Source organism: Jeotgalicoccus psychrophilus DSM 19085, from assembly GCF_000425845.1.
GTDB lineage: Bacteria > Bacillota > Bacilli > Staphylococcales > Salinicoccaceae > Jeotgalicoccus > Jeotgalicoccus psychrophilus.
In genome coordinates, this window is record NZ_AUEF01000001.1 from 390,667 (window position 1) to 405,832 (window position 15,166).

At 42.7% G+C, this 15,166-nt stretch carries 11 protein-coding genes; all 11 read right to left on the minus strand.

Annotation, left to right across the window (positions count from 1 at the left end):
• Positions 1-231 precede the first annotated feature (231 nt).
• The 11 genes from rny to pnp all read right to left on the minus strand — a co-directional run bounded on the left by rny (position 232) and on the right by pnp (position 15,067).
• The gene (gene rny / locus H625_RS0101865) at positions 232-1,791 is read right to left on the minus strand and encodes a ribonuclease Y (protein ID WP_026858371.1); all 1,560 of its coding nucleotides are present in this window, start codon (positions 1,789-1,791) and stop codon (positions 232-234) included.
• A 166-nt stretch (positions 1,792-1,957) separates the two neighbouring features.
• Positions 1,958-3,013, minus strand: a complete 1,056-nt coding sequence (gene recA / locus H625_RS0101870; RefSeq protein ID WP_026858372.1) for a recombinase RecA — start codon at positions 3,011-3,013, stop codon at positions 1,958-1,960.
• A 170-nt stretch (positions 3,014-3,183) separates the two neighbouring features.
• Complete coding sequence (gene pgsA / locus H625_RS0101875; RefSeq protein WP_026858373.1) at positions 3,184-3,768, minus strand: CDP-diacylglycerol--glycerol-3-phosphate 3-phosphatidyltransferase; 585 nt, start codon at positions 3,766-3,768, stop codon at positions 3,184-3,186.
• 6 nt (positions 3,769-3,774) lie between these two features.
• Positions 3,775-4,617, minus strand: coding sequence for a helix-turn-helix domain-containing protein (locus H625_RS0101880; protein ID WP_026858374.1), 843 nt, complete (start codon positions 4,615-4,617; stop codon positions 3,775-3,777).
• 16 nt (positions 4,618-4,633) lie between these two features.
• The gene (locus tag H625_RS0101885) at positions 4,634-5,464 is read right to left on the minus strand and encodes a DUF3388 domain-containing protein (protein WP_051238929.1); all 831 of its coding nucleotides are present in this window, start codon (positions 5,462-5,464) and stop codon (positions 4,634-4,636) included.
• Positions 5,452-6,138 carry an SDR family oxidoreductase gene (locus tag H625_RS0101890; protein WP_026858376.1) on the minus strand — a complete coding sequence of 229 codons (687 nt, stop codon included), beginning with the start codon at positions 6,136-6,138 and terminating at the stop codon, positions 5,452-5,454. Before H625_RS0101890 ends, H625_RS0101885 begins: the two co-directional genes overlap by 13 nt.
• Entirely contained in the window at positions 6,131-7,426 is a 1,296-nt protein-coding gene (gene yfmH / locus H625_RS0101895) for an EF-P 5-aminopentanol modification-associated protein YfmH (RefSeq protein WP_026858377.1), read from the minus strand. Before yfmH ends, H625_RS0101890 begins: the two co-directional genes overlap by 8 nt.
• Complete coding sequence (gene yfmF, locus H625_RS0101900) at positions 7,416-8,690, minus strand: EF-P 5-aminopentanol modification-associated protein YfmF (RefSeq protein ID WP_026858378.1); 1,275 nt, start codon at positions 8,688-8,690, stop codon at positions 7,416-7,418. The genes yfmH and yfmF overlap by 11 nt, the downstream gene beginning before the upstream one ends.
• Positions 8,691-8,706: 16 nt before the next feature.
• Positions 8,707-11,154, minus strand: coding sequence for an FtsK/SpoIIIE family DNA translocase (locus H625_RS0101905; protein WP_026858379.1), 2,448 nt, complete (start codon positions 11,152-11,154; stop codon positions 8,707-8,709).
• 82 nt (positions 11,155-11,236) lie between these two features.
• Complete coding sequence (locus H625_RS0101910; protein WP_026858380.1) at positions 11,237-12,916, minus strand: ribonuclease J; 1,680 nt, start codon at positions 12,914-12,916, stop codon at positions 11,237-11,239.
• 30 nt (positions 12,917-12,946) lie between these two features.
• Positions 12,947-15,067, minus strand: coding sequence for a polyribonucleotide nucleotidyltransferase (gene pnp, locus H625_RS0101915; RefSeq protein WP_026858381.1), 2,121 nt, complete (start codon positions 15,065-15,067; stop codon positions 12,947-12,949).
• Between the last annotated feature and the right edge of the window lie 99 nt (positions 15,068-15,166).

The following is a 15,166-nucleotide window of genomic DNA, read 5'->3' on the forward strand; positions in this document are numbered from 1 at the left end:
ATAAACTGATGACTTTCAGATGATTATAATGTCGATCGATGGGAATGCTCACATTGGGACGATAAAACTTATTTGTCCCATCGTGGACCGCTCATTGGGACGATAAAACTTATTTGCCCCATCGTGGACCGCTCATTGGGACGATAAAACTTATTTGTCCCATCGTGGACCGCTCATTGGGACGATAAACAAGCAAACAAAAAAGACCAGAGACTCCCGTCTCTGATCTTTTTATTTTGCGTATTCTATGGCCCTCATCTCGCGGACAACTGTCACTTTTATGTGTCCTGGATATTGCAGTTCATCTTCTACACGTTTCTTAATGTCTCTTGCAAGACGATGTGCTTTTAAATCATCGATATCTTCAGGGCTTACCATTACGCGGATTTCGCGTCCAGCCTGAATTGCAAATGTTTTTTCTACGCCATCGTAGCTTTCTGCAATTTCTTCAAGTCTCTCTAAGCGTTTAACGTAGTTTTCCAACGTTTCACGACGCGCACCAGGGCGCGCTGCAGAGAGTGCATCTGCTGCTGCTACGAGAATTGAAATGACACTTGTCGGTTCAACATCACCGTGGTGTGACTGAATCGCATTGATTACCGTATCTTGTTCTTTGTAACGGGATGCGAGTTCGACTCCGATTTCTACGTGGGAGCCTTCAATTTCGTGGTCGATTGCTTTGCCGATGTCATGCAGTAATCCTGCACGGCGGGCTAAAGCGACATTTTCGCCAAGTTCGCTCGCAAGTATTCCTGCGAGGTAGCCGACTTCAATCGAGTGCTTAAGTACATTTTGTCCGTAACTTAAGCGGTATTTCATTTTACCTAAGTGTTTTGCAAGCTCAGGGTGAAGGTTGTGAATATCAAGTTCGAATGCTGCAGCTTCACCTGCGTCACGGATTTCAGTTTCCATATTCCGACGGGCTTTATCCACCATTTCTTCAATGCGTCCAGGGTGAATGCGGCCGTCCTGCACGAGTGCTTCGAGTGCACTTTTTGCAATTTGGCGTCTGATTGGATCAAATCCGGACAGAATTACTGCTTCAGGTGTGTCATCGATTATAAGATCGACACCTGTCAGCGTTTCAAGCGTTCTGATATTTCGTCCTTCACGGCCGATAATGCGGCCTTTCATTTCATCGTTCGGTAATGTGACTACTGATACCGTAGACTCACTAGTATATTCGGCTGCGTAACGCTGCGCTGTAAGTGCGAGCAGTTCACGCGCTTCTTTGTCTACTTCCCGAGTCGCTTTGTCTTTCTTTTCTTTAACCATTACAGCCATATCATGTGACAGTTCCTGTTCTACCTGCGAGAACATTTCTTGACGTGCTTCGTCGCGCGTCAATCCGGAGATGCGGGATAATTCTGTTTCTTGTTGACTTATCTTTTCATTAATCTTGTTATCCTTGGCATCAACCATTTGCTGTTTTTCTTCAATTTTAGCTTCTTTGTTTTCCAGCATGTCATCTTTCTTATCGAGTGATTCACTCTTACGGTCAAGCGATGTTTCACGCTGCAACAATCTGTTTTCAAACGCTTTCAAGTCGTTGCGCTGAGTATTCATTTCGCTGTCAAAAGCTTCTTTCAGATTTTGGTTTTCTTCTTTCGCTTCGAGCAGTTTTTCTTTCTTCAGGTTTTCGGATTCCTTGTTAGCTTCACTTATAATATGTTCAGCCGAAGTCCGTGCCTGACGCTGCTTGTTCGTCAATATATTATTGACAATAAAATATCCGATAACAACACCCAGAATAATACCAAGTAAGATTAAGAGAATGTCTATAAAGTCCACAATAAACACCTCCCTAACTAAGGTTCTAAAGTGTGTTAAATATAATATGAGATTTAATTAAAATATTATATAATTCAATTCTAAATATAATCATAAAGAAAATCAAGCACGAGTATTTATAATACTGGTGCTTGATCTGAATGGCCTGTCATTAATCAGGCTTTATTTATTTTTCAGACTCGTCTTCGTTCAATAAAGATTCATCTTCTTGTTTGTTTTCATCTTCGGGAATATCTTCACCGAATCCAAGTGCCGAACGTAATTTACGTTCGATTTCTTCAAATAATGCTGGATTTTCTTTTAATGTTTTTCTGGCATTTTCTTTACCCTGGCCGAGACGTTCACCATTGTAAGAATACCATGCGCCGGCTTTTTCAACGATTTCTTCTTCAACGCTCAGGTCGATTACTTCACCTGTACGTGAAATTCCTTCTCCGTACATAATATCAACTTCGGCAACTTTAAATGGCGGAGCCACTTTGTTTTTAACGACTTTAATTTTCGTACGGTTACCGACGATATCCTGACCAATTTTAAGGCTCTCTGCACGTCTTACTTCAAGGCGTACTGAACTGTAGAATTTAAGTGCGCGCCCGCCTGTTGTTGTTTCAGGGTTACCGAACATGACACCGATTTTTTCACGAACCTGGTTAATGAAGATTGCTGTTGTATTACTTTTCGAAATAGCGCCTGACAGTTTTCTTAATGCCTGTGACATTAAACGAGCCTGCAGACCCATGTGCGAGTCTCCCATTTCCCCTTCGATTTCAGCTCTTGGTGTGAGTGCTGCAACTGAATCGACAACGACCATATCTACGGCGCCGCTTCGTACGAATGCTTCTGTAATCTCAAGTCCCTGCTCACCTGTATCAGGCTGAGAAATATATAGGTTATCGATATCGACACCTAATTTAGTTGCATATTCCGGATCCAGTGCGTGCTCTGCGTCGATGAACGCACAAATACCGCCCTGGCGCTGCGCTTCTGCAATTGCGTGCAGTGCAACAGTTGTTTTACCTGATGATTCAGGTCCATAAATTTCTATAATACGGCCCTGCGGATATCCGCCTACGCCTAATGCTCTATCTAATGTAACTGAACCCGTTGAAGTTGTTTTAACTTTGCGTCCTGCGTCGTCCCCAAGCTTCATAACGGCACCTTTACCAAATGACTTTTCCATGTTTTTAATAACAGTATCTATCGCTTTATGTCTCTCGTCCATAATGTACCTCCAGTCGTAATCTCATAAATTATTATATCATGCACAAAATAAAAAAGCGAATATATGTTCGCTTATAAAAACAGAATTCGAATAATTGCGGACAGTATTACAATAACCGTTTATATTAGTCCTGAAACAGCAAAACTGCAGTGAAATCACCGCAGTTTTGTTTATTTCTTATCAGCTTTAAACACTTCGCGCCCTTTGTAGAAGTATTCTACTGCCGACAGAATCGTAAAGAACACTGCGATATACATAAACCACTGGCCGAGCGATATCGGTAAATATGTCGTGAAAATATCGCCGAACAGCAGAAATACAAGCGCCAGCATCTGGAAAACTGTTTTAATTTTCCCGAGCTGTCCCGCTGCCGAGACGAACCCCTGCTCTATTTGTAAGAGACGCAGGCCGGTTACTGCGAATTCCCTCGCAATAATAACCACTGCAATCCAGCTGGAGATCGTATGCCATTCTACTAATACGATTAAGCCTGCGGCTACGAGCAGTTTATCAGCTAACGGATCGAGGAATTTACCCATATTGGTAATCATATTCCACTTGCGTGCAAGATAGCCGTCCAAAAAATCCGTCAGTGCTGCAATAACAAATATCACTGCGGCGATAAACTGCTCAACTAAAATAACTTCGCCGCCTAAAAATGTCATTGTGCCGAAGCCGAAGTCAAGGAGTGCAAAGACTAAAAAGACTGGAATTAATACGACTCTAAAGACGGTTAGCCAGTTAGGTATGTTCATTTGTTGTCACTCCCTTGTGATGTTAAATTGATAATATACTGTGACTGTATCACCGCGCTGGGAATTATCTATCCCAGTGCCGTTTAATGAAATATCAAATGATGTTGAGTTGCCGAGCGCAAGATTGACAACCGTCGCTTTTGGGTCGATGTCAAAGGCTCCGCCGTCCGATTCTTCATACAGATAACTATTTTCAAGGTCATCCGTTAAACTGACCCAGGAAGATTCATCACCTGTCAGTTCAAGTGTCAGTTCTTCAGGTGCTGTGACATTATAAATCAGCGTGTTCCCTTCACGGTTAACGAAGCTCACCTCAGCCGTTGGTTCCGGCTCTTTCTCTGCAGCAGCTTCTTCTGTTGTTTCTGCGGGTTCTGCAGTTTCAGTTTCACCTTCTGCCGCTTCTTCCTCTTCATCTTCTTCGACCGTATCAGTCACTTCCTCAGCTGACTCATACACTCTTTTCGTTTCAAAAATATCACCTTGGGAGCCGATTTGCAGCAGCACCAGCCAGACGGCAAAGAGCACAACAATCATCGTAATAAAACCAAGCAGTACTTTTTTTAAGTACTGGAAGTCCTGATTAGATTTTTGAATGCGCTTTTGACTGCCGGATGCAGCGGCCGGGATTTCATCTTCGAAACGCTCCAGTGTCTGCTCGGCATCCATATTTAAGAAATCTGCATATTTTCTAATTAGAAAGCGTGCGTGTTTAGGTTCAGGCAGCTGTGTCAGGTCGCCCGCTTCAATAATTTGAATAACGCTCCGTTTAATACCGGAACCGCGCTCCATTTCTTTTAAAGTGATGCCTGATTTTTCACGTTTATTTTGTAAATATGTCCCAAGTTTCATAGTTTGTTAGCTCCAATTAGAAAAAGTCCATATTGTCACTTTCGAACCAGTGACGTTTCTTATGTTTTTCATAAGTGATTTCCTGCTCTTCATGTTCGCGGATTTCAATAATATAATCAAAGTCATCCTGTGTTAATTTAAAGAAGGGATCATCGATTAATAAATCCGGATGCTCGACAACTGTCGTTCCATCATATTTAATGACCTGATTGACCAGACGCTTATGATCAATACTTTTTGATTTTGATGTTACCGCACCGTCTATTATATAAACGTTGCCCTTATCGTATTCCTGCTTGTGGAGACTCGTGCGTTCCGTCTGCTTCAGCATGGTCGAGGACAGAAACAGCCATTTATCTCCTGCCGATACACTGCCGGCGACAACCGACTCAGTTTTCCCGACACGCGGCATGCCGCGGACGCCGATTAAGAACGTTTCATCGATATCGAATAAAATTGCTAAGAAGTCTACGACGACACTGATTTCTGCACGGGTGAATCTGAAAATATTTTTATTTTCTTCTGCCCGTTTAATAAATCTGCCGTGGCGGAGCGTTAATCTGTCAGTAATTGTAGGTGTCCGCATTTTGCCGACTTCAATTTCATCGACATGATCGCAAATCCATTTAAAGCGTTCCAGCTTCCACAAATTATCGGTACGGAGCAGTAATGCGCGCTGTGATACTTCCACACCGTTAATCGTTTTAATGCTGAGTCCGATATTTCCCATTAAACTTAAAATATCACCGAGCAGTCCCGGACGGTCGTCCAGGTTTTTATATTCTAAATATACTTCTTCGTCGCGTTCCGGATAAAAATTAGGTTTTTCAGTATTCACGTATACCATCCCCCGTTAATTTTTAAAACTTCTCCAGTAATGCTCCGCGCATTGTCAGATATTAAATATTCTACCGCTGATGCCACTTCCCGGGGTTCGATTAAACGGCCCTGCGGGAGGTCTTCCAGCATCATCTCAATGTCTTCTTCGTTCAGCTTTAAGGTCATTTTACCACGGACGACACCGGGAGCTACAGCATTAACTGTAATATTTGACGGTGCCAGCTCCTTCGCGAGGGATTTAACAAGCGTTTCCTGGGCCCCTTTAAACGTACTGTAGATGCTTTCCATACTTGCACCATAGGTGCCCCAGACACTTGAAATCACGATGATACTCGCAGAGCCGCTCTGCCTCAGTTTCGGCAGCAGTACTTTGATAAAAGTAATCAGCGCTCTGACACTGACGTTGTACTGCGCATCCACCTGTTTAAGCCTGGTGTCCTGGATCAGCTCGAACAATGCCTCACCCGGCGTAAAAATCAGCGTATCAACTGTTTTTAGCCCGTTAAAGCAATCCTTAATTTCACTTTCTTTAAAAGGCTCTGATAAGTCAAGATAGTGATGCGTACTTTTAAGTTCAGGGGTATTTCTGTGCGAGAAAGTAATCAGCTTATCGTCTTTTAAACATTCATGAATACTCTTTCCAATATCACCTGTCGCACCGACTAAGACGATATTATTCATAAGCCTTCACGATCACTTCGACCATGTTTTTCGTGTCGATTGAACTGTTGAAATAATTCTTAACATCTTCAAGCGTAATACTGTCGACAACTTTAGGTACATTATATAAATCATAGCCGTCGAAATAATATTTAGTATACTGGTTTGCAATATATTCAGGCGAGTTCAGACTCGTTAAATAATCGCCCATCAGTTCGCGTTTTTGACTCTTCAGACGTTTCTCCGTAAAGAAGTCCTTTTCTTTTACTTCGTCAATAATACGCACTATTTCTGCAGTAAATGTTTCATAATCGTCAGTTTCCACTGCCATCAGTGTATGTCTGACCATTTCTTCTTCCTGGTAAGCAAAGTTAAATGAATCATCGATAATACCGCGCTCAAGCAGCTCTTCATAATACGGTGACTGTTCGCCGAAGACCATGTCTAAAGCAAACAGCATCGCCGTATCACGGCGTTCACGCGTCTCGTTGTCACTGTCATCGGGCAGTGATTTAAATCCGAGCATCACCTTGGGTGTCGATACCGCAAGCTCCATTACTTTCTGCGGCGTTTTAACACCATACGGCTCTTCCGGCGTAAACCGTTCAATATCTGACGGCAGAAAATCCGGACGCGAACCCTGATGTTTTTCTATATAATTAAATGTTTCTTCTATATTAAAGTCGCCTGCTAAAATCATTACCATATTGCCCGGTGCATAAAACGTTTTATGGCATAAGTATAAATGCTCAGCCGTAATATCTGAAATCGATTCAAGCGTTCCCGCAATATCGATTGCCACCGGTGAGTTTTCATACATTGCATTCAGCGTTTCATGGTAGAGACGGTAGCCGGGATTATCCTGGTACATTTTAATTTCTTCATTGATAATACCGATTTCTTTGTCCACTTTTTTTGGAGTGAAATATGGAATCTCAACCATGTCCATTAACAGCTGCAGATTTTCAAAGAAATTCTCTGTCGTGCTGAATAAATAACTCGTTCTGTCAATCGATGTAAATGCATTCGCACTCGCACCCATTTCAGAAAATTTATTGAACACGTCGCCTGCTTCTTTATCGAACATTTTATGTTCTAAAAAGTGCGCAATACCATCCGGCACGTTGTGCACCTCGCCATGTGCTTTAAAGTGATTATCTACAGAACCGTATTTCGTCGTGTAGGTTGCAAACTTTTTGTTATAGCCTTTTTTATCGATGATAAAAACCTCAAGGCCATTATCCATTACTTGCTTATGAACGATTTCGTCCAGGTGGTCATAGCGGACAGTCGTAAATTTATTTGTCATTATCTATACCGCCTTTCAGCGTAAATACTGTATCAAGTTTAATTTTTTCAGCAATCTGAATAACATCGTCTTTCGTAATTGCATTGAGCTGTTCCGTCCAGCTTTTCACCGGTGTTTTTATCGATTGTTCTTTTAAGAGTGTATTGTAATTTAGTGATATTAAACCGCGCGGCTTGTCCATCGATTCTTTACGGTTCGAGAGCATATTGCGTTTAATTTCTTCGACGAATGTTTCTTCAAAGTCGCCGTCAATCACACGCTGCAGTTCTCTCTTCACCGCGTCTTCAAACACCTGGATATTATCGTTATCGACGCCTGCCAGTACAAACATATAGCCGTTTTTCACGTCGACCTGTGAATGAATTGAATATGCCAGACTCATTTTCTCGCGGATGTTCGTAAACAGGAGCGATGCTGCACTGCCGCCGAACAGCTGATTGAAGACGTTCAGCGCCATGACGTCGCCTGACTCCGAATACTGCACGCGGAAGCCGAGATTCACTTTAGCCTGCTCGATACGCTCGTAAGCGGTCTCGTATTTCACTTCGCCAACAGGACGCACCGGGTAGCCTTTATACGGATACATTTTTACTTCGTCATGCTCATGAAGACGGGCTAAATGATCGAACACATTATCTTCGACTTTACCCGCAACGATCACAGACATATCATCATCTGTCATCATGCGCCTATGCGCATCTTTAACATCTTCCAATGTTAAAGATGCGAGGCTGTCTAAATCACCGAATGATAAATACTTGTAGTCTTCTGTTTCAAACATCGTTTCCAGCAGCATCTCGAATGCACGCTGTGCGTGATTATCCTTCATGCTCTTCAGACGATTTGCCATCAGACGTTTTTCACGCTGGAAAAACGCTTCATCCGATTCATCATAATTAAACGGCGTGCTGAATACATCTTTTAACAGCGCTGTAATATCACCAAGCATATCAATATCTTCCATAATGAATTTATCATTGACGAATTCAATTGAGAATTTAACGATATGGTCGCTGCCTTTTTTAACGACATTCGATGTTAGATGCGCACCGTAATGTTCTGCTAAATATTCAAGCAGCACTGCGTTTGAAGTGAGTCTGTCCGTCTGTTTAATCATCATTCGGCTCAAGAGACTGCGCGTTGTGACATCAGTACCTGTGAGCGGTGCTCTAAAGTACACGCTCACAACAACTGTTTTAAATTTTTCTGTATATATTTTTACGATTGGCACATTATTAATGACTCTTTTGTCTACACCTGTCATTTAAAAAAACTCCTAACTAATCTTCGTGGTTTTCAATTAAGACACTGCGAGGTTTAGAACCGCTTGCAGGTCCAATGACACCATTCGCTTCTAAATCATCAACGAGACGCGCTGCACGGTTGTAGCCGACTCTGAACTGACGCTGCAGCAGACTTGCTGACGCACGCTGTTCTTCGATTACAAACCATTTCGCATCGGGATATAATTCATCTTCCGATTCTACAGGCGCACTTACTGTCTCTTTCTGATTCATTATAACTGATTTCTCATAATTTGCTTTCATTTGGTCTGTAATGAATTTCACGATATCCGTTACTTCATCATCATCTAAAAATGCGCCCTGAACACGAATCGGTTTCGAACGTCCTGACGGCAGGAACAGCATGTCCCCGCGTCCGAGCAGTTTCTCTGCTCCCATTGAATCAATAATCGTTCTGGAGTCAGTCTGAGAACTTACACTGAAGGCAATTCTGGACGGAATATTCGCTTTAATAATACCAGTAATAACATCAACAGATGGACGCTGTGTTGCGATAATTAAATGAATTCCCGCTGCACGTGCCATCTGGGCAATACGCGTAATCGATGCTTCAACATCTTTTGACGCGACCATCATTAAATCTGCCAGTTCATCAACGATAACGACGATGTAAGGCAGCTTCTGAACTTTCTCAGGATCTTCCGCCTGACGGACCAGGTACTGGTTGTATGCTTCGATATTTCTCGTATGCGATGCACTGAACAGATCGTATCGGCGCTCCATTTCGCTGACGACGCGGTTTAAAGCATCGCTCGCTTTTTGCGGATTCGTCACGACCGGCATCAGCAGATGCGGAATGCCGTTATAGACATTCAGCTCAACCATTTTAGGGTCAATCATTACCATTTTAACTTCATGCGGTTTCGCATTTAAAAGAATGCTGACGATAATGCCGTTTATACAAACGGACTTACCGCTTCCTGTTGAACCTGCAACAAGCAGGTGAGGCATCTTGTTAAGCTCAGCCATAATCGGTGCACCGGAAATATCTTTACCCAGTGCAACTTCCAGCGGATTGTCAGATGATTTACGTTTAATCACTTCACGCAGAGTGACCATACTGACTACTGAGTTCGGCACTTCAATACCAACGGCAGATTTACCTGGAATCGGTGCTTCAATACGAATATCTTTGGCTGCAAGACTAAGTGCAATATCATTTTGAAGATTAATAATTTTAGAGACTTTCACTCCGACATCCGGCTGAATCTCAAATTGTGTTACTGCCGGACCGATACGAATTTTAGATACTTTGGCGTTTACATTGAAGTTTTTAAGTGTTTCTTCAAGGATGCGTCCCTGTTGAATGACTTCTTTGTTACTGACTTTTTCTGTCGGTTCAGCATCATTCAGCAAGTCAATTGACGGCAGCTTATACTCGATGAGCTGCTTGAGTTCTTTATCGTCAAACTCATCAAATTCACTGTCGCCAGCCTCGCCTTCAGGAATATCAATCGCCCCGTCGTCATCCGGCGTATCATATTCAAGTTCTTTCTTCTCCGCAACCTCTTCTTCAATTTTAAGGGCGTGTTCTTCTGCAGTCATATCGTCAGGCACCGGTGCGTCTTTATATTCTTCCATCAGAATTTCCGAATCGTACACTTCCGGTTCTACGTATTCGTCAGCTTCTGCTAAGAGCGGATCCGTTTCACTTAGCTCTTCTTTTTTACTGAAGCGTGCTTTACGTTTCTTGTCCGCGCGTTTTTCTACAGGCTCGTCTGCAGCCGGCGATTCGATTATCGGCTCTGCTTTAGGTTTTGGTGCAGGCTTTTTAGCCTTCTTCTCTTTTTCTTTCTTCGGACGGTTTTTAAACCACTCTGCAAGTTTTTCAAACAGACTGACGATTCCTGCACCTATGGCAGTTAAACCTCTGATAACAAAGTTAAAGTCATTGCGGAGCGATTCTTCAATGCTCTTATGACGGACGATAATAATACTCAGGTAAATGAATATTAAGCCGATTAAGAGCGTACCGAAGAAACTGATGCTGGTTGCTGAAAAGTTAAACAGCGTCTGGCCAATAATTCCTCCGCCGGTAAAATCTAAGCCCGGTTCACGGGTCATAGCGAGCATATCGTTAAATGTAAAATAACTGTCTGTTCTCGACCGGTCGGATAAATACAATATCGAATGCAGCAGGAACAAGAGGCCGAACTGCATCATAAAATAACCGAGCATACGTTTTGTAAACGGGAATTTTAAATGTGTCGCCAAATAAAAACTCGCGAGCAATAACACGAGGTATGTAAAGTAGCGGCTCGTACCAAAAAGAAAATTAAACACAGCATCGGCATATTCACCAACGAGGCCCAGCTGGAATACTGTAATGATAAGTAAAATAATAATGATTAAAGCAAAACTCGCATAATACGTTTTCTTATCATTGTTCTTCTTTTTCGCAGTGCGCTTTCGTTTAGTCGCCATCTTTTACCACCTTCATTTTCACTTTTTAATTATAACAACGGAGATATAAGGTTATCCTAATATCTCCGTCGTTTTTACTCTATTATATTTCAGAAATGATTGGAATAATCATCGGACGACGCTTCGTTTCATCGTATAGGAATTTACCGAGGTCATCTCTGATATTTTGTTTTAAGACACTCCATTCAATTTTACCGGCACTGATATTGTCTTCGACAATACCTCTTACGTGTTCGGCAGCTTCTTTCATAAGTGCTTCCGATTCTTTCACGTAAACAAAACCGCGGGATTGAATTTCAGGTCCAGCCATAATTGCTCTCGATTCGCGGTCGATTGTCACGACTGCGATAAAGATTCCGTCTTCAGAGAGCAGTCTGCGGTCGCGCAGAACGATGTTACCCACATCGCCGACACCGCTGCCGTCAATTAATACATTGCCGGCTTCGACTTTTTCAGTGCTGTACATTTTCTCTCCGTCAAACTGAACAACGTCACCTTTTTCAAGGAGGAAAATATTTTCCGCTTTAACGCCTGTTTCAGTCGCCAGACGCGCGTGGGCAATCTGGTTTTTAAATTCACCCTGTACAGGAATGAAGTGTTCCGGATTAAAAATGTTCAGCATCATTTTAAGCTCTTCAGCAAGTCCGTGGCCTGAAGCATGAATATTTTTAGATGGCGTGTTGATTACAGCACCTGCTTTAACGAGTTCGTTAAGCGTCGTGTACAGTACAACTTCCATATTTGATGACGGCGTTGTTAAGATATAAACTTCGTCGCCTTCTTTAATATTCGTTACTTCGTGCTGGCCGCGTGACATTTTACCAAGTGCTTCAATTGGTTCACCCTGAGAGCCTGTTGCAATAATGACTACTTCATTATCAGGATAATCTTTAATTTCATGACTTGGTAAAAGAAGTCCGTCAGGAATATCAAAATAGCCGAGCTTTCTCGCTACTTTAAATGAAGATTCAAGCGTGCGTCCTAAGAACGACACTTTACGGTTCACTTTCGCAGCATTAGTCAGCACCTGCTGGATACGTACGAAGTTCGACGCATAGCATGATACAATAATACGTTTTTTGGATTTTTGGAAAGCGTCCAGAATTGCCCCTTCAACAAGGTTTTCTGCCACGTTATAGCCCGGTTTCTCAGCTTCTGTTGAGTCACTGATTAACGCGAGTGTTTTGTTTTTAGCAGCGAGTGCATACATCTTCGACATGTTGTAGTCGTAGTTGCCTTTTAAGCTCTGGTCGAATTTGAATTCGCCCGTATAAACGACTGCACCGTAAGGTGTATTCAAGCTGATTCCGTAAGAATCCGGAATACTGTGCGATGTTTCGAAAAATTCTACATCGGTATTGCCGAACTTCATTACTGATTCATTGTTAATTGCGTAAAACTTAACTTTCTTTTTAACGTTCTTCTCTTTCAGACGTTCTTTAATTAGAGCAAGTGTTAAACGCGAGCCGTAAACAGGCACGTTTAATTCTTGAATAATATAAGGAATTGCACCGATTGAGTCTTCATGTCCATGAGTAATAAAAATTGCTTTCAGGCGATCTTTATTTTCTAAAACATATGAAATGTCAGGTATGACAATGTCGATACCCAGCATTTCATCTTCAGGGAACATAAGACCCGCATCGAGAATAAACATATCGTCGTCAACTTCAACGACATACATGTTTTTTGCAATCTCACCAACGCCGCCGAGAGGAACGATTTTCACATGTGCTTTTTTAGTTTCTTTATTCACATTAATGTCCTCCTTGTTAATTTCCGGCAGTGCTATTTAGTCTTCTTTTTTCTCTTTATCTTCTTCAAGTAATACTTTACGGGAGCCATTAGCTCGTCCCTGTCTGTCGATTTCAGTAACTTTTATGCGGATTTTATCGCCAATTTTAACGATATCTTCAACTTTGTTGACACGTTCAGTATCAAGCTGTGAAATGTGCACAAGAGCGTCTTTGCCAGGGAAGAGCTGAACGAATGCACCGAATTTTTCAATGCGTCGCACTTCACCGTTATAAATTTCGCCGACAGCCGCTTCGCGTGTAATATCTTCGATAATTTTACGAGCAGCCTGTATTGCATCCTGGTCGTTTGAAGCGATGTATACAGTACCATCCTGTTCGATATCCAGCTTAACGCCTGTTTCGTCGATAATTTCATTAATTTTCTTACCGCCCGGTCCAATAACGTCGCGGATTTTAGCAGGTTTAATATGCATAACTTCAACTTTCGGTGCATGCGCTGATAATTCAACGCGCGGCGCGCTGATTGTTGCAAGCATATTTTCTAAAATGTGCAGACGGCCGATGCGTGCCTGCTCAAGTGCTTCCTGTAAAATCGCTTCACCTAAACCGTCGATTTTAATATCCATTTGAATTGCAGTAATACCTTTAGGTGTACCGGCAACTTTAAAGTCCATATCTCCAAGCGCATCTTCCATACCTTGAATATCAGACAGAATCGTATAGTTCTCACCTTTTTTAACAAGCCCCATTGCAATACCTGCAACCGGTGCTTTAATTGGTACACCTGCATCCATTAATGCAAGCGTCGAACCGCAGATTGATGCCTGTGAAGATGAACCGTTTGATTCAAGCACTTCAGACACGACACGGATTGTGTATGGGAATTCAGTTTCGCTAGGAAGAACTTGCAGTAATGCACGTTCCCCTAATGCACCATGACCGATTTCGCGGCGGCCCGGCCCGCGGATTGGACCTGTTTCACCAACAGAGAAATTCGGGAAGTTATAGTGGTGCATGTAGCGTTTCTTATCTGCTTCGCCAAGACCGTCGATGATCTGGTGTTCACCAAGACCGCCGAGCGTTGCAACAGATAGCGCCTGCGTTTGTCCACGTGTAAATAAAGCTGAACCATGCGTGCGGGGCAATAGTCCTACTTGTGAATTTAACGGGCGGATTTCAGCCGGTTCACGGCCATCAGGACGGACTTTATCGTCTGTGATCTGACGGCGGACTTCAGCTTTAACTAGCTCGTCGAATACTTTTGAAGCCTCTGAAACTAACGTTTCGTAATCTTCAGCATCTTCGTCGAAACTCGCGATAATATTCTGCTTCACTGCAGTAATATTCTCTTCCCTTGTCTGCTTGTCGTTTTCCTGAATTTTAGCATAAAGCTCCTGCGCTTCGGCCTGAGCTGTTACTTCGGCGCGGAACTGTCCATCGATTTCATCGATAGTTACTTCGCGTTTAACCGGATTAATCTGTGCAATCGCGTCGTTTTGGAACTGCACAAGTTCTTTAATGTTTTCGTGACCGAAAAGAATCGCTTTTAACATAATATCTTCAGGAATTTCCTGTGCCGCTGCCTCTACCATGTTTACTGCGTCGTAAGTACCCGCCACTTGAAGTTCAAGTTCCGATTTTTCCATCTGTTCCACTGTCGGATTGATGATAAACTCCCCGTCGATTAAACCGACAGTTACGCCGGCAATCGGTCCGTCAAACGGAATATCCGATACACTTAGCGCCATCGAAGAACCGAGCATTGCTGCCATTTGCGGAGAAGCATCGTTGTCTGCAGATAAGACCATAGACATTACCTGTACATCGTGACGGTAGCCATCCGGGAATAACGGACGGATTGGTCTGTCGATTAAACGGCTAGTCAGCGTAGCATCTTCACTCGGACGCCCTTCACGCTTGTTAAAGCCGCCGGGAATTTTCCCTGCTGCGTACATTTTTTCCTCATAAGCTACTGTTAACGGGAAGAAGCCGATATTCTTCGGTTCTTTCGACCCTGTCGCTGTAGAGAGTACTACTGTATCGCCGTAACGCACAAGTACAGAACCACTCGCCTGCTTAGCCATTTCCCCGTACTCTATAATAAGCGGGCGACCGCCCCACTCAGTTTCAAACACTTGTTTAGTCTGTTCATTCATAATTTGTTTTCTCTCCTTAGCTTTGGCACTTATAATTATCATATCATTTTTGTTCTAAAATATATATATAAAAAGGAATTGGGGACGAGGATGTTAATT

Bases quoted from the DNA above. Each gene is read 5' to 3' on its own strand.
- recA (WP_026858372.1), bottom strand. From the start codon at position 3,013: ATGGACGAGAGACATAAAGCGATAGATACTGTTATTAAAAACATGGAA.
- pgsA (WP_026858373.1), bottom strand. From the start codon at position 3,768: ATGAACATACCTAACTGGCTAACCGTCTTTAGAGTCGTATTAATTCCA.
- H625_RS0101880 (WP_026858374.1), bottom strand. From the start codon at position 4,617: ATGAAACTTGGGACATATTTACAAAATAAACGTGAAAAATCAGGCATC.
- H625_RS0101885 (WP_051238929.1), bottom strand. From the start codon at position 5,464: ATGGTATACGTGAATACTGAAAAACCTAATTTTTATCCGGAACGCGAC.
- H625_RS0101890 (WP_026858376.1), bottom strand. From the start codon at position 6,138: ATGAATAATATCGTCTTAGTCGGTGCGACAGGTGATATTGGAAAGAGT.
- yfmH (WP_026858377.1), bottom strand. From the start codon at position 7,426: ATGACAAATAAATTTACGACTGTCCGCTATGACCACCTGGACGAAATC.
- yfmF (WP_026858378.1), bottom strand. From the start codon at position 8,690: ATGACAGGTGTAGACAAAAGAGTCATTAATAATGTGCCAATCGTAAAA.
- H625_RS0101905 (WP_026858379.1), bottom strand. From the start codon at position 11,154: ATGGCGACTAAACGAAAGCGCACTGCGAAAAAGAAGAACAATGATAAG.
- pnp (WP_026858381.1), bottom strand. From the start codon at position 15,067: ATGAATGAACAGACTAAACAAGTGTTTGAAACTGAGTGGGGCGGTCGC.